This window comes from Bacillus sp. PPSBB_2, assembly GCF_045291115.1.
Lineage (GTDB): Bacteria > Bacillota > Bacilli > Bacillales > Bacillaceae_G > Bacillus_A > Bacillus_A cereus.
Genome location: NZ_CP147983.1, coordinates 3,600,858 through 3,622,165, shown reverse-complemented (window position 1 = coordinate 3,622,165; position 21,308 = coordinate 3,600,858). Strand labels below are relative to the sequence as shown.

Genomic DNA, 21,308 nt, shown 5'->3' with positions numbered 1-21,308 from the left:
ATCTTGAAATAACCCTCTCAAATTGCAATCCTGCTTTTTCTAAAAGCTTTACTGCATCAACAATAGAAGTAATTGCTACAAAAGTTTTTTAAATAAAATTTCTAAAAGCTTGATAGGTAATACCAAGGGAAAAGACCGTAGCTACTATATGTGCAGTCCATTTAGGCATATTTAAATTTAATACGGTATTGTACAACATTCCATATACGATACAAATGATTAATATGAATGCAATGAATTGAAGAACTAATAAAAATAGCGGTTGTTCCATTTATTCTCACTTCCTTTATTTGATATATTAATATAATTTATTTAAATGTGAAAGTTTTATTTCTATGAATTTCCAAAAAATGTGATATGAAAGGCATAGTAGTAATCACAAGAATTACTGCAAAACTATAATGGAACTAAAAGTATTATGACGAGATCAGTAAAATAGTAAAGAAGGTCACCATTCACGGCGACCTTCTTTACTATGCGTTATACCCAAATAATTTTAAATCTTCTCCTGAATCTGAAATGATTTTCTCAAATCGTAATCCTACTTTTTCTAAAAGCTTTCCTGAGGCGATGTTATCTATAGAAGTAATTGCTACAATTCGTTTCATGCTGAGCTTTTGTACACCGTATTCGATTATCGCAGAAGCTGACTCGTAGCCGTATCCTTGTGAACGAAATGTCTCTAAAAAGGCAAATCCGATATCAACGTCTTCTAATGAATCTCTTTTAATAAGGCCACACATACCAAGTGGAGTGAGATCTTCTTTTCGTTCTACTAAGTAAAGGCCAAATCCGAGTTTGTTATACATATCGATGGGACCGTTTACAATATAACTTTTTGCATCTTCTAAGTTTCTAACTCCTTTGTCACCGATAAACTGAATCCATGCAGGATCGTTTACTAACTCAAGAATAAAAGGAGCGTCTTTTATATCAAACCAACGAAGGTTAAGACGTTCGGTTTCAAGAACTATCAATTATTACACCACCTTTAAAAAGTTATAACAATTAGTATGGATTGTGTAAAACAAAAGTGCAACATATTTTAATGGAGCTTTGTTTGTTCACATAAAGTTCGTTTGTTTTGTATAGAGAGATATTTTATAATTAGGATTGATTGTAAAGAGTGAGATGCTTATACAATGACTCCTAGGTGACTAGGAGTTTTTACTATATAACTATCATTATTACTAAATATGACACACTACACATTCTACTCAAGGAGGTACATAATGAAGAAATTATATAATGCATCTTTTACGTATTTGATTATCGGTTTATTATCAGGGATTTTCGCTAGGGAGTATGGTAAGTATAAAGGGATTTTAGGATCTACTTTGTTAAATCTTTTGCATACACATACACTTGTACTTGGCTTTTTCTTCTTTTTAATTGCTTTAGGATTAGCAAAAGTATTCGCGTTTCATGAAGTGCAAGGGTTTAATAAGTGGTTTGTTTTACATAACATTGCATTAACATTAATGTTAGGTTCGCTAGCAGCGAGAGGGCTTCTTCAGTTAAATGGAGCTGACTTTAAAGGGTTAACTTATATTGTAGGATTTTCTCATTCGTTGATGGCAGTTACTTTAATTTGGTTTATGTTGTTAATAAAGAAATCGTTTAAAATGTAGTGGAAAAGAACTTGTAGCGTGTGCTGCAGGTTCTTTTTTGTATGTTTAGGTTTAAAAATCTCATTTTTCTAATTATTTTGCATAAAGATGGTATACTTGTTTTAAATTTAAAAAGGAGAGTTGATTATGGAAATAACAATTGAACATGTAGTAAATGAATTAAAAGGCATACTTCCTGAAGATCGAGTAGTAATAAATATGACAGTACGAGAGTTACATAGTAAAGATGAATCTTACCATGTTAGTAGTTTACCTGATGTAGTTGTTTTTCCAAAAACGACCGAAGAAGTTAGCGCGATAATGAAAATAGCGAGTCAGCACGGAACAGCTGTCGTTCCATTTGGAGTAGGGTCCAGTTTAGAGGGACATGTAATTCCTTACGAAAAAGGAATTACAATGGACTTTTCTCTTATGAACAAAATACTTGAAATAAGAGAAAAGGATTTTCTTGTGAGAGTACAGCCAGGGGTGACGCGCTCTCAGCTTAATAAAGAATTGAAAAAGTATGGATTATTTTTTAGTGTAGACCCAGGAGCTGATGCAACGTTAGGAGGAATGGCTGCTACAAATGCGAGCGGAACGACAGCGGTAAAGTATGGGGTAATGCGTGATCAAGTCCGAGATTTAGAAGTCGTTCTTGCTGATGGAGAAGTAATACATACCGGGAATTTAGCGGCGAAGTCATCATCAGGTTATCATTTAAATGGTATTTTCGTAGGCTCAGAAGGAACACTTGGATGTTTCACGGAGTTAACTTTAAAAGTATACGGTATACCAGAACATGTTATGGCTGCGAGGGCATCGTTTCCAACTATAAATGATGCAGTAGAAGCTGTAATTAACATATTACAGGCAGGTATTCCAATCGCGAGAATTGAACTCGTTGATGAATTATCTATGAAACAAGTAAATCATTACAATGAAACAAGTTACAGAGAAGAACCGACACTGTTTTTAGAGTTTCACGGTAATGAAGCAGGGTTAAAGCAAGATATTGAATTTACGAAAGAAATCGTTCTTGATCATAAATGTATAGAAATTGCATTTGAGATGGAAACAGCAGCGAGAAATAAACTGTGGGATGCAAGACATAACTTAGCGTACTCTTACGTGCATAGTTATCCTGGTAAAAAGCTAATGAGTACAGACGTATGTGTGCCAATTTCGGAATTAGCTGGAGCGATTCAACATGCAAAAGAGGTATTAGATAAAGTAGGGCTTATTGGCGGTATTCTCGGTCATGTTGGGGATGGGAATTTCCATGTACTCTTAATGATTGATACAAATGATAAAGAGGAAGTGAAGAAGGCAGACGAAATAAATGAAAGTATCGTTCAGTATGCTCTTAAACGAGGAGGAACGTGTACAGGAGAACATGGCGTTGGAATCGGAAAACGAAAGTATCAAGAAGAAGAGCATGGGGCAGCATTATTTGTAATGGAGAAAATAAAGAAAGCTCTTGATCCGCAAAATATTTTGAATCCGAATAAGGTGTTTCAATTAAAAGATAGGGGCTGAGTGGATGAAAGTACTAGAAGCGATAAGTAATGTAGCTGGAATGTATTTTGCATTTTGGACCGGCTGCTGCACTCCCAAGTGTATTAGCGGCAGTATGGCATAACATTGCAGGGCCAATATTAGCAACCATCTGGTCAAAAAATGCAAAAAATGAAAAGAATACTTTTAGCGATGAAAATGTATTAATAAATATAGAAAAATAGGAATGATAAATAATGCAAAAACGTATTGTACATTTTGAAGGAATGGTTGTATTTTTAGCCACGATTTATATGTATTCGATATATGAGTTTAGTTGGATTATATTTTTTGTATTCCTTTTAGCGCCGGATCTATCAATGTTAGCATATGGGATTAATAATCACGTTGGTGCGAAAATATATAATGTATGTCACACATATATCATATCCATATTAATTGTTCTAATAGGTGTCTATTTTAAGATAGATACCGTTATAATGATTGGCTTAATATGGACAGCGCATATTGGAATGGATCGAATGTTTGGATATGGATTGAAATATGAGACGGGTTTTAAGGATACTCATATTCAGAGGTTATAAGAAAAAGTATTCATATTTACAGCGGATTTATTAAAATATTGAACGAAATTCAGTGAATGAATTTCGTTCAATTGTTGAGAAATATATATATAGATAGATATAAAAAATCGAATTATGTTATTTTTATGATAATTAAAAGAAGGAGAGTGGATTTGATGAATATACAAATCACTGGCAATGAATTAATTACTAAGATGCTGAATGATTGGTATCGAGATATTAGAGCTCAACGTATAAGTGAAGCAAAAAAATTAAAAGGGGAGATCGATAAAAAGCTTTATATTATCGAATCAGATGTAAAGGTTTCATTTCACTATTATCTGTTAGAATTTCGATATAAAGTGTTAATAGATGGTTTAGGTAATTTGAAAAAAGCTTTTGATAAAATAGATGCATTGCCTAAACCAAATGATGAATATTCTAATTATTATTATTATTTATTCAAAGCCATTCATTATACAATTCTTACTAATTATAGTGAAGCTAGCAACTATTTTGAAAAAGCTGAAGGGTTATTAGAGCATATTTCAGATGAAATTGAATATGCAGAGTTTAATTATAGAGTTGCTATATTAAAATACCACTTGCATTACGCATATTCAGCTATTGAATACGCTTCAAAAGCAAGAGATATCTTTGTTAAACAAGCAGGGTATGAAGTGAACATAGCGCTGTGCGAAAATATATTAGGATTATCTTTTTCGGAATTAAAGCAGCATGATAAAGGTGAGGAATATATTGCGTCAGCAATAAACATTTTACAAAAAAATGATGCTGAAATGTTAGTATTAAGAATCAGACATAATTTAGGTTTATTGTATGCGAGTCAAAATCTTTCAGTTTTAGCAATTAGACACTTATCTGAGGTTTCTAAAAAAATGCCTACTCATTATAAGGCAATCTTTTTAGAGGCAAGAGAATATTATAAATTAGGTGAAATAGAAAAAGCGAAGGAATTAATTGAAAGTGGATTGAAGGTTTGTGAGGAATTAAAAAATGATGAATATAGATATCACTTTTTAATTCTAAAGGGATTTTGTCAGCATTTAGAGGTAGAAAAAATAGAAAAAATTATTCTCGAAGGTTTTTCTTACTTTGAAAGAAAAAATTTATCGGAGTATATTCACGAATATACTGAAAGTCTGGCATTAGAGTTTCATAAAGTAGGTAATATAGAAAAAGCAGAAAAGTATTTTTTTATGAGTTATGAAATAAAAAAGAGAATACTTGAAAAAGCAGCATTGAAATAAAGAAAAAACTTGGATTATCTATAATGGGAATAGCAGCTGGAGTTATGGGGTTTTATGGTAGAAGGTCTTTGTAATAAATTAGCTCAAAGTGGATATGGTGGAACGTTTATAATTATAAAACCTAATGAAAATCCATATGCTGTCTCTGAAGATACAACGATGCCTGCAAAACAAATCTTCTATTGAACGTGGGTAATTAAACAAGTCACAAATTATAATTTGTGACTTGTTTAAGGTTGGATACTAAATGTGTTGCTTTCAATATTGAAAGCAACTTTTAAGTTTGTGATTAATAGTTAACTTAATAAATTTTTGGGTTAAAATAAAAACAAATTTTTAATCAAGTGCCACAAAAAGTACGATAAGGGCGATTCGTCGGTGCAGGCGGAGCGTAGTATTCTTCTTGATCTGTAGAATACGCATAAGGGTTTGATAAAGCTTCAAGAAGTTTCTCCATTACGCTATAGTCGTCATTTGTAACAGCTGCTTCTAATGCTTCTTCTACACGGTGGTTCCTCGGGATGATTGATGGGTTATTATTTTTCATCATCTCGTAGGCGTTTTCTTTCGATTGTTCTTGTCTGTCTAATCGAGATTGCCACAGTTTGTACCATTCTTTAAATTCAGGACTTTCAAATAGAGCTGTATTTTCGATAGCATCAAGAGTTAATGAACGGAATGTATTTGTGTAATCCGCTTTATATTTCTCCATCATTTTTAAAAGTTGCTCAATAAATGAGTGATCTTGTTCTTCGTTGCTAAATAGTCCTAATTTCTTTTTCATTCCAAGGAACCACTGTTTTTCATACTGTACGCTAAATTTCGAAATTTCGTCTTGAGCGATTTTTAATGCTTCTTCTTCATCTTCGTGCAGAATTGGTATTAAAGATTCAGCTAGTCGTGCTAGATCCCATGCGGCCATATATGGTTGATTTCCATATGCATAACGACCTTGTGTGTCAATAGAGCTAAATACAGTTCCTTGGTCGTAATTGTCCATAAATGCACAAGGACCGTAATCAATTGTTTCGCCACTGATCGTTATATTGTCAGTGTTCATTACGCCGTGAATAAATCCAACAAGTTGCCATTTTGCGATAAGACTGGCTTGTCTTTTAATGACTTCTTGTAGTAATGCAGTATATCGGTTTTCATGAGATTCAATTTCTGGGTAATGCCTTTTTATCGTATAGTCAGCTAGTGATTTCAGGTCCTCTATTGAACCACGAGCTGCAGCATATTGAAATGTACCGACGCGAATATGGCTACTAGCTACTCTAGTTAAAATTGCTCCAGGTAACTTTGTTTCACGATAGGTTGGTTCACCGGTTGTGACAACTGCTAAACTGCGGGTAGTTGGAATATCGAGTGCATACATTGCTTCGCTAATAATATATTCACGTAGCATCGGACCGAGTGCAGCACGGCCATCTCCTCGGCGTGAATAGGGAGTAGGGCCAGAACCTTTCAGTTGAATATCGAAACGCTCACCTGAAGGAGTAATTTGTTCGCCAATTAAAAGAGCACGACCGTCGCCTAACATATTAAAATGTCCGAATTGATGACCAGCATATGCTTGAGCTAATGGATGAGCTCCTTCTGGGAGTGCATTACCAGCGAAAATAGCAATTTCAGCTTCCTTTTTCAGTTCTTCAGGGGTCAAGCCAAGAGATATCGCTAATGAATGGTTTAGTTTAACTAACTCCGGTGAACTTACGGGAGTAGGGGGGATTTCTGTATAAAATGATTGTGGTAAAGTCGTATAACTATTATCTAAATTCCAACTTGTTTCATTATTTTTAGTCATTGTATCTCCTCCTTTTTGTATTTTAAGTTATGTATTTGTACGTATGTATTCTTTGTAAAGTTAACTAAAAGTATAATATAATATTTCCCCTTGCAATCTATTGTAAGGACTTCATTGCACTATGTCTATTTAACAGCAAATTTAAAACCTCCATTTTAAGAAAATGGAGGTTTTATTATTATTTAATTTTTACAATTATTTTTCCTTTTGCTCTTCCAGACTCTGAATATTCCATTGCTTTTTGCGCATCTTCAAAAGGGAAAACTCGATCGATTACCGGTTTAATTTTTCCGGCTTCAATATAGTTTGCAATAGTACGTAATTGATCCCCGCTTGGCTTCATAAATAAAAATGAATATTGAGCATTATGCTTTTTTTCAAGTGCAGTAAGTTTTTTGCTGGCTAATGAAAATAAGAGAGTTTTAAAGAATCCTGAACCAAATTCTTTACCGAAGCGAGCATTCGGCATACCTGAAACGGAAACAATGTTTCCTCCGCTTTTTATAATATTGAATGATTTTTCAAGTGTTGCACCGCCGATTGTATCAAATACCGCATCATAATTTTTTAGTATATCTTCAAATTTTTCTGTTTTGTAATTAATAATTTCATCTGCGCCAAGAGACGTTACTAAATTTGCACCAGCTTCACTAGCAGTCGTTGTAACAGTAGCACCCATTATTTTTGCTAACTGAATAGCGAAAGTACCAACACCACCGGATCCAGCGTGAATTAAAATCTTTTGTCCTTTTTGTAATTGCATGATGTCATGTAAAGCTTGATAGGAAGTTAAGCCAACGAGTGGAATCGAAGCCGCTTCCTCAAAACTTAGATTTTTTGGTTTTAAAGCAATATCATCTTCATGAATGGCTATATACTCCGCGAAAGTACCAATCTTATTTTTTCTTGGACGAGCATATATTTCATCACCGACTTTAAAACGAGTCACTTTTGATCCAACCTTCGTGATGACACCGGAAAAGTCATTCCCAAGGATTAGAGGCATTTCATATTTCAGTAACATTTTAACTTTTCCATCACGTATTTTAAAATCAATTGGGTTAATACTAGCTGCATGAATTTCTGCGAGCACTTCATACTCATTAATTTCAGGAGTAGGTACCTCTGCCATACGCATTGGTACTTTTCCATATCTATCAATTATCATTGCTTTCATATCTTATACCTCCAAGTTTTAATAAAAGTTTTGCAATAGCTTCTCAATATCTAATACAAGATTTTTTAATAAACCTAATTTTGTACGTATATCAATATAATAAAAATTCTTTGTACCTTCTTTTCTCATTAAAATAATGCCAGCTTCTCGTAAAATCTTAAGGTGATGTGATACTGCTGGACGGGAAAGGTGTGTTTGCTTCGTGATTTCTCCTACACGTAATCCTGTTTGACATTCTGTTTCCATTAGCACTAATAAAATAGCTTGACGTGTTTCATCACCAATTGCCAATAATACTTTTTGAGAATCAATAAAATCTTTTTTTATAATATTTAATTGTTCTTGTTTATTCATTTCAATCACTTTGCCTCCAGGTAATTAGTCGAAAGGTTTAAGATGATAAACCATTACTTCGATACGGTAATGCTACATGATTGTTGCATGAGGTGCAATATTGAGAAAGAAAATCGAGACGAATGAATTTTTTATTGTTGAAAATTATAGGGAGATAGAAAAGGGATTGGAAGGATTACATAACACAATAGGTGAAGTTTTAAAAACAAAAAATGATGTAACAATAAAATAAGCGGTCGTAACCTTGTATAATCCATAAGGTTACGACCGCTTATAATGTTTATATTATTTTTGATTTTTACGATAGAACATGGTTCAACGTAAAGTAAGTTCTTTTGTTTTACACTTTCATACAGACACAATTCAGGTGGATTATAGATGTATGAAAAGGTAAAAGGAATTTTGGGGCGTAATCTATCTATATGATAATTCAAAATGAAATATAAGTCTATATTTTAATGTTTTTTTTGATTATATTTATGTCACTGAGCTCAGAACAATGATGTGGAGGGTAAATATATGAAATCGAATTATGTACCAGTTTTAATTGTTGGAGGGGGATTATCTGGGTTAGCGTCTGCGTTATTTCTTGCAAAACATAACATTGAGTACTTACTTATTGAAAGGCATCCGTCTACTGCCATTCATCCGAAAGCAGGTGGTCTTACTTTACGTACAATGGAGTTATTTCGAGAATTAGGCTTGGAACAAAGAATTAAATTGGCAGGTAAAGCATTAGAGAACTGCCGAGGAAGAATAGCGGTTCATACAATAGCTGAAGCGAATAAAGAAGACTTGGAACAAATGAGAGCGACGCAATACAGAAACGATGAAGAGTTACTTCAAAAAATAGAAAAGATTAGTCCATCAAAACAAACTGCATGTTATCAAATTATTTTAGAAGAGATGATGTTACAAGAGGCAAAAACGCTAGGCGGGCAACTATCTTTTTATCATGAATTAGTTTCATTTGAACAAAGTGAAAACGGGGTAAAAGCAAAGATTCGAAATCGTGAAACAGAAAAAGAAAGTGTCATACATTGTGACTATGTAATTGCAGCGGATGGAGCGAAAAGTAAAATACGTGAGCAGTTAGGGATTAAAACTGAGGGTCGTGGAACCATTGGTGGCTATTATATGAATATTTATTTTGAAGCTGATTTAAGAGAGTTTATACAAGGAGACGCATTCGGTTTTTCGATGGTACTTCATCCGGAGGTTCTTGGTGCACTTATCCCGGTTGATAACGTAAAAAAATGGATTTATCATGTAGCCTACGATCCATTAAAAGGAGAGGGGCTAGAGGACTTCACTATAGAACGTTGTAAACAAATTATTCAAATAGCAATTGGAAGTACAAATGTTGAATCAAAAATATTAAGTGTTTTACCGTGGGAAGCGGCCGAAAGTACAGCGGTGAAATTTCAAGGGAATCGAACCTTTTTAGTTGGAGATTCAGCACATATTATGCCGCCAACAGGAGGATTTGGTTCAAATACAGGAATACAAGATGCGCATAACTTAGCTTGGAAATTAGCGGCTGTTATAAAAGGGAAGGCAAAACCAAAACTGTTAGAAACATATCATGAGGAGAGACACTCTGTTGCAAAATTAACGACAGCTTATGCAAGTAGTTTACTGTTTCGTGCTGCGAATAGAGAGGAAGGCAGTTTGAATAATATGGATGGTTTAGCTGTTACAGTTGGATATCAGTATTGTTCAGAGGCAATTATAGATGATTCAGTCACTCCGCATAGAATGGATAGCATAGAGTTGAACGGAAGACCTGGAACGCGAGCGCCACATTTATGGGGAACGTATGAAGGGAAGAAAGTTTCTACATTAGACTTATTCGGTAACAGTTTTGTATTACTTACAGGAGTAGAAAATAGTTCTTGGGCTGAGGCAGCACATGCTGTTTCAGCTAAATTAGGAATAAATATAAAAGGGTATCGTGTTGGCTTAAGTGGAGACTTTGTTGTTCCAGAAGATATTTTTAGCAAATTATATGGTATAGAGAATGGAGGTGCTGTATTAATTAGACCAGATGGCTTTATCGGATGGCGTTCGGAAAAAACGGTAGTAAATCCAGATATAGTATTGGAAGAGGTAATGAGAAATTTATTATGTGATTTTTAAGTAACTACAGAAATATTGTTTTATGTGCTTCACTCTACTGAAAAAAATATTCACAAATTTCAATAGGTTTGATATGATTAAATTCGACAAGTTAATAGAGGCCGGAGATATTTGAGAAAAGCCATAAATTTATTTAGGGACACAGGAGTGTAGCCTAAATAATTTATGGCTTTTTTTATTGAATGAACCGTACAAAATAGGGAGTTACATGTGAAAAGGAGGGTTATAGAAATTAAATAGGATAATACTAGTTTTCTATATTAATAATATAGAAAACATTTGTAAGATTGGAATTTTAATATAGGTTTATAAAAATAATGAAAGTGTGTCTTCTGTTTCGTGTAAATCTCATTAGCTTGTTGAAATTTGCAACGTAGGAAGGGTTAGAAGAATGAGAAAGATTATTAGCGTTTTAGTTATTTTCTTTATGACTGGAAGTATCTTTGCTGGGGGAGCTGTTCATGCGAAAGCAGAAGGAAAGCATGAATGGAATACGAATAAGTTTTTAAATATTGCACATCGCGGAGCAAGTGGGCATGCACCTGAGCACACTTTTGCTTCTTATGATTTAGTGAAAAAAATGAAAGCGGATTATTTAGAATTAGATATTCAATTAACAAAGGATGGCCAATTAATTGCAATGCATGATACAGCAGTTGATCGCACTACAAATGGAACAGGCGAAGTACGCGATAAAACGTTAAGCGAAATAAAGAGTTTAGATGCTGGATCATGGTTTAATAAAGCGTATCCAGAAAAGGCTAAGCAAGAGTATGTTGGGCAAAAGGTTCCAACTCTTGAAGAAATCTTCCAAAAGTATGGAAGAAGTATGAAGTATTATATTGAAACAAAATCACCAGATGTGTATCCAGGAATGGAAGAGAAATTGTTGGCGTTGTTACAAAAATATAATTTAGTAGGCCAAAACATGTCTTCTAGCCGTGTTATGATTCAATCATTTAGTAAAGATAGTTTGAAAAAGATTCATAGTATGAATGAAAATATTCCGTTAGTTCAATTGCTTTGGTATTATCCAAATGAAAACAATGAAATTGTTGAATGGTCTGGCATTACACATGAACCGAAAAGTGTAACAAATGATGATTTTCAAGAAATTAAAAAGTATGCAGCGGGTATTGGACCAAACTTACGTAATGATAACGGGGAACTAATTATTGATGAGTCCTATATGAAAATGGCTAGGAAAAATGGACTGTTAATTCACCCTTATACAATTAATGAGAAACCAGATATGAGACTGTTAATCAAATGGGGTGCTACAGGAATGTTTACAAATTATCCGGATCGATTACATAGTGTATTGAAGGAAAAATAAGTGGAAAAGGGTATACCAGTGTTTTAGGTATACCCTTTTTAATCTAACTCTCCGATAAACAGAATCTCTTTTTCATAGCATTCATCTGCATCATAAATAATTTCTTGAAAGTGAAGCGTTTTGAAGGAATGACAAACTGACATTTCCCATGTCTCCCAAAAATCAATTTCATTTGAAAGAAGAATCCATTTTTGAAATTCACTATCTCTATTAAAGAAATTATGAAAGTAGTCCTCATTTTTAAATATAATGATTTGCGAATCCCACAAATTATTTATAGAAATCAAAACAACAACTCGATATGTATGTGTATCCCTAGGTTTTATATTTATTAAATGATTTGCTTGATTTAATAAGGTTTGAATACATAATCGTTTTACTTTTCTAGCCGTTTTACAAGAATCGATAAAAGCTTGAGAAACTGGCAATAGCATATTCCAATATTCATCGTTATAGAAAGTAGAAGGGAACGGTTTTGTATGTTCCTCAATTCGCTTTATCATAGTGTTTGTTTTTCGTTTCATACCACGTATTTTCTTTTCACGCATTGTGAGTCATCTCCATAAATTTTTGTAATGCAGCAGAGTGATATATATCTTTTCTAGTAATAAAAGTAGTAGGAACTTTTTTGAAGCTATTTGGCAAAGGGTTGAATGATATGTCATGTTGATGACCATTTAAAATAGACTTCATCATAATTGCTATGCCCATACCTGATTTTACACATGCGAGTATCGCTTCAATTGTTCCAAACTCTAATACTCGCTTAGGTGAAATTCCTTCTTCTTGAAGCCAATCTTCTAATAAATTTCTATAATAGCACCCGTGACTAAATGCAAGTAAATTCATGTCTCCTATGTCTTTAAAGGAAGATAAAGGCTTTTTACTAATGAGAACTAATTCTTCTTCACGAAATATATTTGTATGAAGTTCAGCATGCTGAGTAGAGCCAGCTATAAACGCTCCGTCCAGTTTTCGTTCTAGTACAAGCCTAATCAATTGTTCCGTCGTATTTGATTCTAAAATCAATTCGACTTTTGAGTATTTCTCATAATAGGCCGTTAATATAGATGGAAGTCTTACAGCGGTTGTAGATTCTGTACATCCAATTTTTAAAGTGCCCCTTGGTTCGATCCCATTACTTTGAACTGCTTTAATAGATTGATCCATTAAGTGAATAATTTGTTTAGCGTATGTTAATAAAATCTCACCGTTAGAAGTTAAAGTTACACCTTTTCCGTTTCGGTAAAATAAAGGTACACCTAGTTCATTTTCTAGTTGTTTCATACGCATTGTTACGCCAGACTGTACATAGTTTAAATTTTTAGCTGCGTGAGATATGTTTTTTTCTTTCGCAACTTCGTAAAATACAGTTAAATCTTTTATATCCAAGTATCATCCCTCCAGAAAAGGTATCATTTTTTTTGATGGATTACATGATAAATCTTTATTTTATATGATATCAGAACTTTCATACAATGGAAGGGGATGGAGGGATTATTGTGTTAATGGAAGAAAGGGTGAATAGTACTTATAAGTGGGTTATGTTAATTTTTGCGACGGTTGCTCAAACAACAGCGACACTTATAACGTATGGTGTTGGAGCGTTTGCTTTATTTTGGAAAGAAGAATATGCACTTACGAATACGGAGATTGGATTGTTAGTAAGTGTTGTAAATATAGGACCGCTATTTTGTATGCTTTTTGTCGGGCGGCTACTTGATCAATACAATGAAAAGTTGTTAATTTCGATAAGTTCATTTTTACTAGGAGGTTCGTTTTTACTGACTAATATGGTCAATGGATTTAATGGGTTACTCTTTGTACTTTTATTAGTAGGAACGTTTTATAGTGTTTCGCAGCCAGGAGGAAGTAAGGTGATAATGAAGTGGTTCTCAAAAGAAAATCGCGGGTTAGCGATGGGGATTAGACAAGCCGGTATACCGATTGGTGGTACATTAGCGGGAGTATTGATCCCGTTTCTTACAATAAAATATAATATGGCCTATGCGGTAAATAGTATTGCATGTATTTGTATAATTGGAGGGTTTTTATTTTTTATATTTTATAAGGAACCATATATTCAAGAGAAAGTTAAACAAGAACGTAGTAAACTTTCTTTTTGGATGCAGTTAAAAGAAGTGATGTGTAAAAAAGAGTTGTATGCAATTTATATAACTGGCATTTGTATGATTTCATTGCAAATGGTGTTAGTTGCGCACTTTATAAAATTTTTAGTATTGGAACAATCAATCACGCCAATTTTAGCTGGAAAAGTATTTTCCGTTATGTTCTTTTCTGGAATGGTTGGTAGGGTTATATTAGCAGCTACTAGTGATTTATTTTATAAGGGGAATAGGCGTACCCTCTTATTTATAACTGTTTGTATTTCTATTTTCTTCATTCTAATATTAGTAATGAGCATACATACAATAACGAATGTATTGTATGGTGTAAGTGCGTTGTTAGGATTCTTTTCAATTGGATGGTTTAGTCTTTTTATAACTGAAGTTGCGGAATCAGCAAGTGAAGAATCGGTAGGGATGACAGTGAGTTTTGCACTTACATTAAATCAAATTGCCATTATTGCTGCGCCTGCTTTATTTGGTTATATTGTAGATAAGAAGGGATATACGTATGCGTGGTTATGCATAGTTGTATTACTAACTATTTCAGCGGTTAGCTTATATAGGAAGTATAGAAAATGAAGGAATGTTAGCAATGTAAATTTTTTATGAAGAAAGTCTAAAGAAATGTTGAATGAGCGACATTTCTTTTTTTATTTGTTGTATAATCAAAATGGAAATGAGATTCGTTTTCAATTTCGTTCATTACCTCTTTTGAAATTACCTGTAATTTTAGCCATAATTAGCTGTTTTTCTTTATCGTTATTTGCATGATTTATTTTATTTAAAAATTTTTCAGCATCATTTCCTTTTAATACCATAATCTGTTTTCCGTAATATTCAATTAATACCATGTTATTTTTTGTTATCCGATAATGAAACATCTTATCATCTAAACGATTGCGTTTATCGGTGTTTTTCATATTACATCTCCATTCTTTTTAGTATGTAACAAATGTTACAAAAGAATTTGAAATTGTAGTGTAATGCATCCGATTGTATGTTGGAAATTTTGCAAGAAAGAAATACAATAGAGAGTAGTCAAAATTGAAAATGAGAAAAAGGAATCTAGTTTTAACAGAGTGAATATTAAATAATATTATAATATACTTGATAATTAAAAGATATAAAATAGAATGGATGTACGTTAAGTGAAACTAGATAAAAGAGGGTTCCTAGTATGTTAAAGAAATGGTTAATCGTTTTCTTTATTTTTGCAGTTTTTTGTGGAAGTATTGTTACACTAATACATGCAAATAAAGGAAAAAAATATGATGCAAAGGCATTTTCTAATGTAAATAGTAAGCAAAAAGATGTTAAGCAGGAAATTGATGCGAATGAGAAAAAGCGTTATGAAATTGCAGCTGGAAAACTAGATCAGTACTTAAAAGATAAAGGATTTAATGGAAGTGTTCTTGTAGCAAGTAAAGGTCATGTGATTTTACGAAAAGGCTACGGTTATGCGAATGTGAAAGATCAAGTATTAACAACGCCAAGAACGAAATATCGCATTGGTTCTATTACGAAAACAGTTGTTGCAATATCTATTATGCAACTAAAAGAAAAAGGGAAGTTGAACATTGAAGACAATGTAAATAAATATATCCCATCGTTTCCAGCAGATAAAAATATTACGTTACGAAACTTGTTAACACATACGTCTGGATTACCAGAACAGGGACAAGGTAGTGTTGACGCAGCATCACGGTTAAAATTAGTAACGTGGATTGGGGCACAAACGTTACAATTTCCAGCAGGGACAGGATGGAAATATACAGATTATAATTATATGGTGCTTGCATATATTGTAGAAAAAATATCGAATAAACCACTTGCTGAATATGTGAAAGAAAATATTTTGACTCCCGTTGAAATGAATGAATCTGGAATGGGCGCAACACTTCCAGAAGATATTTTCTTAGCAGAAGGGTATACGAAAAAAGATAATAAGTTAATAGCCACGCCGCGCTTAAAAATGAACTGGCTGTATGGTTGTGGTGAAATGTATACGACTGTTGAAGATATGAAAAAGTTAGATGAAGCTATTATGGATGGTAAACTACTTTCTAAACAAAGTGTATCAGATATGTTTTCTGCATCACCTGCAAGAAAATATGGATTTAGTTTCTATATTTACCCAGATTATTATCATAACCACGGTGTATTAGCTGGCTGGAACACTTTTAATAATTTTAACTGGGATAAACGAACGTTTGTCATATTATTTTCTAACGTCCAAAATGGTATGAATGACGCATTTAATCAAGAATTCAGGAAAATGGCGAATGATTTAATAGAAGGAAAATAATTATAAAAAATCGGTATTGATATGTAATTATCAATACCGATTTTTTTATTTTGTAAAGTTTTACTTACTGAATAAAGTGAAACTTTATTCAGTGGAGGGGCTTTGTTCATCCCCACTGAGTAGAAGCCCTCATCAATCGGGCTTTTACGGACAGCAGGGCCCCCACCTAACTTTTTTGCTTCCGCTGAATTTTGAGGTGAGGGTCTTACTGCTCATAAATAGCGGGATCAATAGGTAAGAAAGGTGATTGACATATGAATAAATCTAAATAGGTAGTTAAATGCTAAGTAATGCAAAGAAAAATTGGTAATTTTTACATTGATAAAAAAGCTTGAGATTCACACTATGTGAAGCTTTATATTATTGGAGACAAGAACAGGAGGTTGAAAAAATGAAAAAAGCAATAAAGTTTTGTTTAATAGCTACATTATCTACAACAATTATTAGTGGATGCTCTTTTGAGGGTAACAATGAAAATGTTAAAGGGAAAGAAGGGGAAAAAGTAGAGGTACAGAAAAATGCTGGGAAATATACGATGCCAGATGAAAAAGATAAACATGAAGGTACATGGCTGCAATGGCCACATGAATACACATATGGTGAAGAGTATAAGAAGGAAGTTGAACCTATTTGGGTTAAGATGGCAAGTGCTTTAACTGAGGGTGAGAAAGTCCACATTGTTGCATATGACCAGGAAGAAAAAGAAAGAATCAATAACCTTTTAACAGATGAAGGGTTGAATATGGAGAAGATTGATTTCTTTATCGCGCCTACTGATGATGTATGGGCAAGGGACAGTGGACCAATTTTTGTTTATGACAGCAATAAAAATCTCAAAATATTAGATCCAGCATTTAATGGTTGGGGGAAGAAAACACCTTATAAAAATGATGCTCAAATACGTAAGAATGTTAGTAAACAATCAGGAATTGAAAGAGTTGATTGGGGGAAATTTGTCCTTGAAGGCGGCGCAATTGAATTAGACAGCAATGGGACTGCGTTATTAACTCGAAGTGCAGTAACGAATAAAAATAGAAATCCTGATTTATCAGAAAAGGAAATTGAAAAATATATAAGTGACCTTGGGGTATCAAACTTTATTTGGTTAGACGGAGTACCTAATTTAGATATTACGGACTTTCATATTGATGGATTTGCTAAATTCCATAATAAATCTACTATTGTAACGATGAAAGAAGATGACCTAGCCGAATGGGGTTTATCTAATAAAGATATGGATACATTGTTAGATGCAAAAAATGCTTCAGGACAGAAATATAAGTATGAATACTTGCCGCTTAGTAAAGAAAAGGTTGCTTTAGAAAATGGAAAAACTCTCGATTATAAGGGGGCGTATATCAATTATTATATCGGAAATACAGTTGTATTAGTGCCTAATTATAATGATCCGAATGATAAAATTGCAAACGATACGATTCAGAAGTTATACCCAGATCGTAAAGTAGTCGGTATTGATGTGAGAGAGTTGTATAAAAACGGAGGTACGATTCATTGTGTGACACAACAACAACCCATTGCATTGAAGTAATTGATTGTAATTTCGTTGTTCTGCTATATAGACAAAATAGGTGGAATCTTATTACCTATTTTGTCGTTCCTTATTATTTATAATAATAAAATTCAATATAATGATGAATGAATTATAGTGTATGTTCGCTTTTCGTTTTATATGGTAAAGGAGAAAAATGTTTGTGTTAAAGAATTTTAAAATAGTGTTTTCGTATTTCCCTATCGTTTTGCAGTACATTTTAAATGTAGCTTTAATTTGCTTAGGGGTTGTTCTAAGTGTGTTTCTTATGAAAGAAGTCATTCAGTTTATACAAGAAATGAAATTGGATAGTAATGAATCTAGTTATCATTTAATTGATAGTATCGTTGTATTCTTTTTGTACTTTGAATTCATCGTAATGATTATAAAGTATTTTCAAATGAATTTTCATTTTCCATTACGATATTTTATATATATAGGTATAACAGCTATTGTGCGTCTCATCATTATAGATCACGATAGTCCGTTAGATTTATTGTTATATGCCTGTGCAATCTTTGTATTAATTAGTGCATTGTTCATTGCGAATTCTAAAATGATGCGTCGGGATTTAGAATAGTGACATTTGTTGTTGAATTAAATAAGATATTTTATCTTTTTGCAAAAAAGGAGTAACGGTATTGAAAGAAATAATCTTAACCAGCCTCATAATGATAGGGTTTATGATTCTATTATTTAATTGTATACTTTCATGATTTAAAAGAATAAAAGGTTAATAGAGAAAGAGGTTTTTGTAAATATGATTCATTACAATAATCAAAATAGTTTACATTTATAAGTTTTGCATTCATAGGTATTGAAGCAATAGGGGTTGAAATTGAAGATCCCTTTGGTCAGGATCCAAATGATCTTCCGCTAGAAGGAATTTGTATAGGAGTAGAAGCGCATTTGGTGAATCTATATAATCAAAATGATCTATTAGAAGTAATGGGTTTGAATCTTGATAAAAAAATCATTTAATCATTTATTGTTGTTTTAAAATAGGTTATTTAAAAACTTGTCAAGAGTCAATTTAAGGCTTAACGTCAGCTTTATATTTTTTATATAAATATATAATATTCCTCCATGCTATAATCCATTCATGAAATGTACATGTTGCATGAGTTGGAATGAAAAAGACATGAATTGAGGATTAGTTGGCTTTGTGAAATCAATTATGTAACTACTATTAAAAAGCGAGGTAAATAATATGGAACAAAAACATAATGGAATTATTTTTACTGCAATACCAGACGAATCAAATGAATATTATCAACCATTTTATGAAGACTTGATTTACTTTAATGAATGTTTAAATGAAAAGAAATCAATTGCGGATCAACTTATATCTTTATCTGCTGAAGAACAAGACTTTCATACGAGCTGTTTTGAGTATGATGATATTTGGCTAAGAGATGTTGCACCGGTTGTCACAAATCATCTAGTTAAATTTAAATATCGACCAAATTATTTACTAGATGATCAAGGGCGATATTTAGATCAACAATTTAATAAATGGTTGAAAAAGAATGACTTTGAATATGAAAAATCCCCATTAATATTAGATGGCGGTAATCTTATTTGGAATAAAAAAGATACTGTAATATTAACAGAACGCATATTTGATGATAACGATGATTGGACAGAAGAGGAAATTATTGAGCAGTTAGAATGGGATTTAGATGTGAGCCGAGTTATTATTATTCCTGCTGAAGAAGGGGATGTACTAGCACACGCAGACGGAATGGTTAAATTTATTGATGAACATACAATGTTTATTAGTGATTTTTTAGGGGATCATGAATTTAGATATAGTGTTCAAGAGATTATTCAAGAACAAATGCCAGAAGCTGAATTTATAGTTGTTCCCTCATCATATACAGAGAAAGGACAATATGATCAAGAGATAGCATCGGCAAAAGGGTTGTATATAAATATGTTAGAATCATGTGATGCTCTTTATGTTCCTAAGTTTGGACTAGCTAAAGATGAGGAAGTTTTACGTTATATTCAACAGTATACGGAGAAACAAGTTATTCAAATTCATGTAGGAGAAATATCAACAATGGGAGGCGCAATGAATTGTTTAACATGGTATTGTCCAAGTCATTTGTTACCTTCAAAAATGAGAAGATTGAAAAATCAGAATGGAGATTTTTCAATGAAGAAGATTTTTGATTGGTTTTAATAAATAAGTAATGAAAAGAAAATCTATTCAAGGAGTATTGATATGTATACCATCGCTGAGTTTTCTCGGATTTGTAAAATGAGTACGCGGATGTTAAGACATTATGACAAAGAGGAGATATTAAAACCGGCATATGTGAATCCGGTTAATGGGTATAGATATTATGAACAAGAGCAGCTGGAAGTAGCGTTGAAAATCAAAAAGTTAAGGGAGTATAAATTTCCTCTTCCAAAAATTAAAATTGTTTTGCAGTCATCAGATCAAGATTCGTTTGTTCAACATATACAATCACAAATTATCGAGTTGTCTCATGAAGTGAAGCAAAATTTACAGGTTATTTCAGAAATGAATGAAATGGTAAAGGTGAATAGTAGTCTAAATATTGCTCGTCATAGAAGTTACGATATATTAATGGGAATGAGGAACGAAGTAACGCTAATTACTCAAAGAGTAAAAATAGATATAGATGATATGGATGATTATTTTTATGACTTATATGAAGAGGTACAAAAAAATAACTTTCAAATAGTCGGTTCTCCATCTGCAGTCTTTTATGATGAAGAATATATTCCAAGTAACAGTGATATTGAGTTAAGAATTCCGGTTATGCAGGGGAATGATGAAGACGTAGCACAAGAGTATGAAATGAAACAACTAAGTCCACATCATATCGTTACTACTATGCATTATGGAAGTTACGACTATATAGGTTACGCTTATATAGCGTTAGAAGAATGGATTGAAAGAAATGGGTATGTGATAATTAATTCGCCATATGAGGTTTATATAAAGGGATCTGAATGTGATTGTTTAGCAGAAGAGTATGTGACACAAATTTGTTTTTTAGTTACGAAAATAGATTGAAATGGAGTTAACGAAATATTTAGGAGTAACAAATTTTATATGGATAACTGGTATACGTGGAGAAGATAATTATGATGAAGATACGGATTATCATATTGATGGCGCAGCACGGTTTGTAAATGAAAATACGATATTGTATGAATATGATCCTTTCGGTGAAGGAGAGTCATATCTTTTGGAGGCGTACGAAAAGCATTATCAAGAATTGCGACAAGCAAGAAATATAGATGGCAAGCCATTTCAGCTCATTCCAGTACCAGTAACAAGAAAATTGGTAAAAGAAGCAGATTGTAAAGGATCGTACTTAAATTTTTACATTGGTAATGAAGTTGTATTGGTACCTATATACGGTGATGAACATGATAAATTAGGGCTTCAAATCATTGAAGGTCAATTTCCAGGGAGAAGAATTGTCGGTATATATGTTAACGAATTGTATGCATACGGTGGTATGATTCATTGTGTGACGCAGCAGCATATAGAATAGAGTAATTCAAA

At 32.9% G+C, this 21,308-nt stretch carries 23 protein-coding genes and 2 pseudogenes; 17 read left to right on the top strand and 8 right to left on the bottom strand.

Annotated features, from left to right (window positions below; genetic code table 11):
• Nucleotides 1–88 precede the first annotated feature (88 nt).
• Together V6946_RS17960 and V6946_RS17955 are read right to left on the bottom strand one after the other, a co-directional pair.
• Nucleotides 89–271: a hypothetical protein gene (locus tag V6946_RS17960; RefSeq protein ID WP_006922728.1), complete on the bottom strand. Its 183-nt coding sequence runs from the start codon at nt 269–271 to the stop codon at nt 89–91.
• Between the two features lie 202 nt (nt 272–473).
• Entirely contained in the window at nt 474–977 is a 504-nt protein-coding gene (locus tag V6946_RS17955; protein ID WP_000636205.1) for a GNAT family N-acetyltransferase, read from the bottom strand.
• Between the two features lie 255 nt (nt 978–1,232).
• Between V6946_RS17955 and V6946_RS17950 the strand changes: the two genes are divergently transcribed.
• From V6946_RS17950 to V6946_RS17925, 6 genes are all read left to right on the top strand, one after another.
• A complete protein-coding gene (locus tag V6946_RS17950) occupies nt 1,233–1,631 on the top strand; it encodes a DUF2871 family protein (protein WP_000737896.1) in 399 nt (132 codons plus the stop codon).
• 126 nt (nt 1,632–1,757) lie between these two features.
• Nucleotides 1,758–3,149 carry an FAD-binding oxidoreductase gene (locus tag V6946_RS17945; protein WP_000406580.1) on the top strand — a complete coding sequence of 464 codons (1,392 nt, stop codon included), beginning with the start codon at nt 1,758–1,760 and terminating at the stop codon, nt 3,147–3,149.
• A 47-nt stretch (nt 3,150–3,196) separates the two neighbouring features.
• On the top strand, nt 3,197–3,352 hold the full coding sequence (locus tag V6946_RS17940; RefSeq protein ID WP_000545391.1) for a transporter: 156 nt from the start codon (nt 3,197–3,199) through the stop codon (nt 3,350–3,352).
• Nucleotides 3,353–3,364: 12 nt separating this feature from the next.
• Nucleotides 3,365–3,712, top strand: a complete 348-nt coding sequence (locus tag V6946_RS17935; RefSeq protein WP_001172064.1) for a DUF4260 domain-containing protein — start codon at nt 3,365–3,367, stop codon at nt 3,710–3,712.
• Between the two features lie 155 nt (nt 3,713–3,867).
• Nucleotides 3,868–4,962 carry a tetratricopeptide repeat protein gene (locus tag V6946_RS17930; RefSeq protein ID WP_366981769.1) on the top strand — a complete coding sequence of 365 codons (1,095 nt, stop codon included), beginning with the start codon at nt 3,868–3,870 and terminating at the stop codon, nt 4,960–4,962.
• A gap of 54 nt (nt 4,963–5,016) precedes the next feature.
• The gene (locus tag V6946_RS17925; protein ID WP_000229167.1) at nt 5,017–5,148 is read left to right on the top strand and encodes a hypothetical protein; all 132 of its coding nucleotides are present in this window, start codon (nt 5,017–5,019) and stop codon (nt 5,146–5,148) included.
• A 154-nt stretch (nt 5,149–5,302) separates the two neighbouring features.
• Here V6946_RS17925 and V6946_RS17920 read toward each other — a convergent pair whose 3' ends face one another.
• The 3 genes from V6946_RS17920 to V6946_RS17910 form a co-directional block, all read right to left on the bottom strand.
• Entirely contained in the window at nt 5,303–6,769 is a 1,467-nt protein-coding gene (locus V6946_RS17920; protein ID WP_366981768.1) for a protein adenylyltransferase SelO, read from the bottom strand.
• A 178-nt stretch (nt 6,770–6,947) separates the two neighbouring features.
• The gene (locus V6946_RS17915) at nt 6,948–7,946 is read right to left on the bottom strand and encodes an NADP-dependent oxidoreductase (RefSeq protein ID WP_000646442.1); all 999 of its coding nucleotides are present in this window, start codon (nt 7,944–7,946) and stop codon (nt 6,948–6,950) included.
• Nucleotides 7,947–7,964: 18 nt separating this feature from the next.
• Nucleotides 7,965–8,309 carry a helix-turn-helix transcriptional regulator gene (locus V6946_RS17910; protein WP_000571870.1) on the bottom strand — a complete coding sequence of 115 codons (345 nt, stop codon included), beginning with the start codon at nt 8,307–8,309 and terminating at the stop codon, nt 7,965–7,967.
• A 91-nt stretch (nt 8,310–8,400) separates the two neighbouring features.
• Here V6946_RS17910 and V6946_RS17905 point away from each other — a divergent pair, with 91 nt between their 5' ends.
• The 3 genes from V6946_RS17905 (at nt 8,401) to V6946_RS17895 (ending at nt 11,775) form a co-directional block, all read left to right on the top strand.
• Nucleotides 8,401–8,532, top strand: a complete 132-nt coding sequence (locus tag V6946_RS17905; RefSeq protein ID WP_006926296.1) for a hypothetical protein — start codon at nt 8,401–8,403, stop codon at nt 8,530–8,532.
• A 287-nt stretch (nt 8,533–8,819) separates the two neighbouring features.
• Nucleotides 8,820–10,439: an FAD-dependent oxidoreductase gene (locus tag V6946_RS17900; protein WP_098905915.1), complete on the top strand. Its 1,620-nt coding sequence runs from the start codon at nt 8,820–8,822 to the stop codon at nt 10,437–10,439.
• 391 nt (nt 10,440–10,830) lie between these two features.
• On the top strand, nt 10,831–11,775 hold the full coding sequence (locus V6946_RS17895; RefSeq protein WP_001226340.1) for a glycerophosphodiester phosphodiesterase: 945 nt from the start codon (nt 10,831–10,833) through the stop codon (nt 11,773–11,775).
• 38 nt (nt 11,776–11,813) lie between these two features.
• On the opposite strand, the gene V6946_RS17890 is transcribed toward V6946_RS17895, so the two are convergent.
• On the bottom strand, nt 11,814–12,323 hold the full coding sequence (locus V6946_RS17890) for a DUF3916 domain-containing protein (RefSeq protein WP_006923418.1): 510 nt from the start codon (nt 12,321–12,323) through the stop codon (nt 11,814–11,816).
• On the bottom strand, nt 12,316–13,167 hold the full coding sequence (locus V6946_RS17885; RefSeq protein ID WP_000351681.1) for a LysR family transcriptional regulator: 852 nt from the start codon (nt 13,165–13,167) through the stop codon (nt 12,316–12,318). The genes V6946_RS17890 and V6946_RS17885 overlap by 8 nt, the downstream gene beginning before the upstream one ends.
• A gap of 86 nt (nt 13,168–13,253) precedes the next feature.
• On the opposite strand from V6946_RS17885, the gene V6946_RS17880 reads away from it, so the two are divergent.
• On the top strand, nt 13,254–14,483 hold the full coding sequence (locus tag V6946_RS17880; RefSeq protein ID WP_006923421.1) for an MFS transporter: 1,230 nt from the start codon (nt 13,254–13,256) through the stop codon (nt 14,481–14,483).
• Between the two features lie 110 nt (nt 14,484–14,593).
• Here the strand turns inward: V6946_RS17880 and V6946_RS17875 are convergent, their stop codons facing one another.
• Nucleotides 14,594–14,824 carry a hypothetical protein gene (locus tag V6946_RS17875; protein WP_000798794.1) on the bottom strand — a complete coding sequence of 77 codons (231 nt, stop codon included), beginning with the start codon at nt 14,822–14,824 and terminating at the stop codon, nt 14,594–14,596.
• A gap of 257 nt (nt 14,825–15,081) precedes the next feature.
• On the opposite strand from V6946_RS17875, the gene V6946_RS17870 reads away from it, so the two are divergent.
• The 7 genes and pseudogenes from V6946_RS17870 to V6946_RS17840 all read left to right on the top strand — a co-directional run.
• Nucleotides 15,082–16,209: a serine hydrolase gene (locus V6946_RS17870; protein ID WP_000915192.1), complete on the top strand. Its 1,128-nt coding sequence runs from the start codon at nt 15,082–15,084 to the stop codon at nt 16,207–16,209.
• A gap of 391 nt (nt 16,210–16,600) precedes the next feature.
• Entirely contained in the window at nt 16,601–17,758 is a 1,158-nt protein-coding gene (locus V6946_RS17865) for an agmatine deiminase family protein (RefSeq protein ID WP_366981766.1), read from the top strand.
• 163 nt (nt 17,759–17,921) lie between these two features.
• On the top strand, nt 17,922–18,338 hold the full coding sequence (gene psiE / locus V6946_RS17860) for a phosphate-starvation-inducible protein PsiE (RefSeq protein ID WP_006923430.1): 417 nt from the start codon (nt 17,922–17,924) through the stop codon (nt 18,336–18,338).
• Between the two features lie 209 nt (nt 18,339–18,547).
• Nucleotides 18,548–18,739 (top strand): annotated as a pseudogene (locus tag V6946_RS17855) (bestrophin family ion channel); the annotation flags it as partial.
• Between the two features lie 229 nt (nt 18,740–18,968).
• Nucleotides 18,969–19,946 (top strand): agmatine deiminase family protein, encoded by a 978-nt coding sequence (locus V6946_RS17850; RefSeq protein WP_366981765.1) that lies wholly within the window; start codon nt 18,969–18,971, stop codon nt 19,944–19,946.
• 42 nt (nt 19,947–19,988) lie between these two features.
• Nucleotides 19,989–20,810 (top strand): MerR family transcriptional regulator, encoded by an 822-nt coding sequence (locus V6946_RS17845; protein WP_006925389.1) that lies wholly within the window; start codon nt 19,989–19,991, stop codon nt 20,808–20,810.
• Nucleotides 20,806–21,297, top strand: a pseudogene (locus V6946_RS17840) (agmatine deiminase family protein); the annotation flags it as partial. The gene V6946_RS17845 and the pseudogene V6946_RS17840, both read left to right, overlap by 5 nt.
• Nucleotides 21,298–21,308 lie beyond the last annotated feature (11 nt).

Coding starts and splice junctions, on each gene's coding strand:
- V6946_RS17960 (WP_006922728.1), bottom strand. CDS start 271: ATGGAACAACCGCTATTTTTATTAGTTCTTCAATTCATTGCATTCATA.
- V6946_RS17950 (WP_000737896.1), top strand. CDS start 1,233: ATGAAGAAATTATATAATGCATCTTTTACGTATTTGATTATCGGTTTA.
- V6946_RS17945 (WP_000406580.1), top strand. CDS start 1,758: ATGGAAATAACAATTGAACATGTAGTAAATGAATTAAAAGGCATACTT.
- V6946_RS17935 (WP_001172064.1), top strand. CDS start 3,365: ATGCAAAAACGTATTGTACATTTTGAAGGAATGGTTGTATTTTTAGCC.
- V6946_RS17930 (WP_366981769.1), top strand. CDS start 3,868: ATGAATATACAAATCACTGGCAATGAATTAATTACTAAGATGCTGAAT.
- V6946_RS17925 (WP_000229167.1), top strand. CDS start 5,017: ATGGTAGAAGGTCTTTGTAATAAATTAGCTCAAAGTGGATATGGTGGA.
- V6946_RS17920 (WP_366981768.1), bottom strand. CDS start 6,769: ATGACTAAAAATAATGAAACAAGTTGGAATTTAGATAATAGTTATACG.
- V6946_RS17915 (WP_000646442.1), bottom strand. CDS start 7,946: ATGAAAGCAATGATAATTGATAGATATGGAAAAGTACCAATGCGTATG.
- V6946_RS17900 (WP_098905915.1), top strand. CDS start 8,820: ATGAAATCGAATTATGTACCAGTTTTAATTGTTGGAGGGGGATTATCT.
- V6946_RS17895 (WP_001226340.1), top strand. CDS start 10,831: ATGAGAAAGATTATTAGCGTTTTAGTTATTTTCTTTATGACTGGAAGT.
- V6946_RS17890 (WP_006923418.1), bottom strand. CDS start 12,323: ATGCGTGAAAAGAAAATACGTGGTATGAAACGAAAAACAAACACTATG.
- V6946_RS17880 (WP_006923421.1), top strand. CDS start 13,254: ATGGAAGGGGATGGAGGGATTATTGTGTTAATGGAAGAAAGGGTGAAT.
- V6946_RS17875 (WP_000798794.1), bottom strand. CDS start 14,824: ATGAAAAACACCGATAAACGCAATCGTTTAGATGATAAGATGTTTCAT.
- V6946_RS17870 (WP_000915192.1), top strand. CDS start 15,082: ATGTTAAAGAAATGGTTAATCGTTTTCTTTATTTTTGCAGTTTTTTGT.
- V6946_RS17865 (WP_366981766.1), top strand. CDS start 16,601: ATGAAAAAAGCAATAAAGTTTTGTTTAATAGCTACATTATCTACAACA.
- V6946_RS17850 (WP_366981765.1), top strand. CDS start 18,969: ATGGAACAAAAACATAATGGAATTATTTTTACTGCAATACCAGACGAA.
- V6946_RS17845 (WP_006925389.1), top strand. CDS start 19,989: ATGTATACCATCGCTGAGTTTTCTCGGATTTGTAAAATGAGTACGCGG.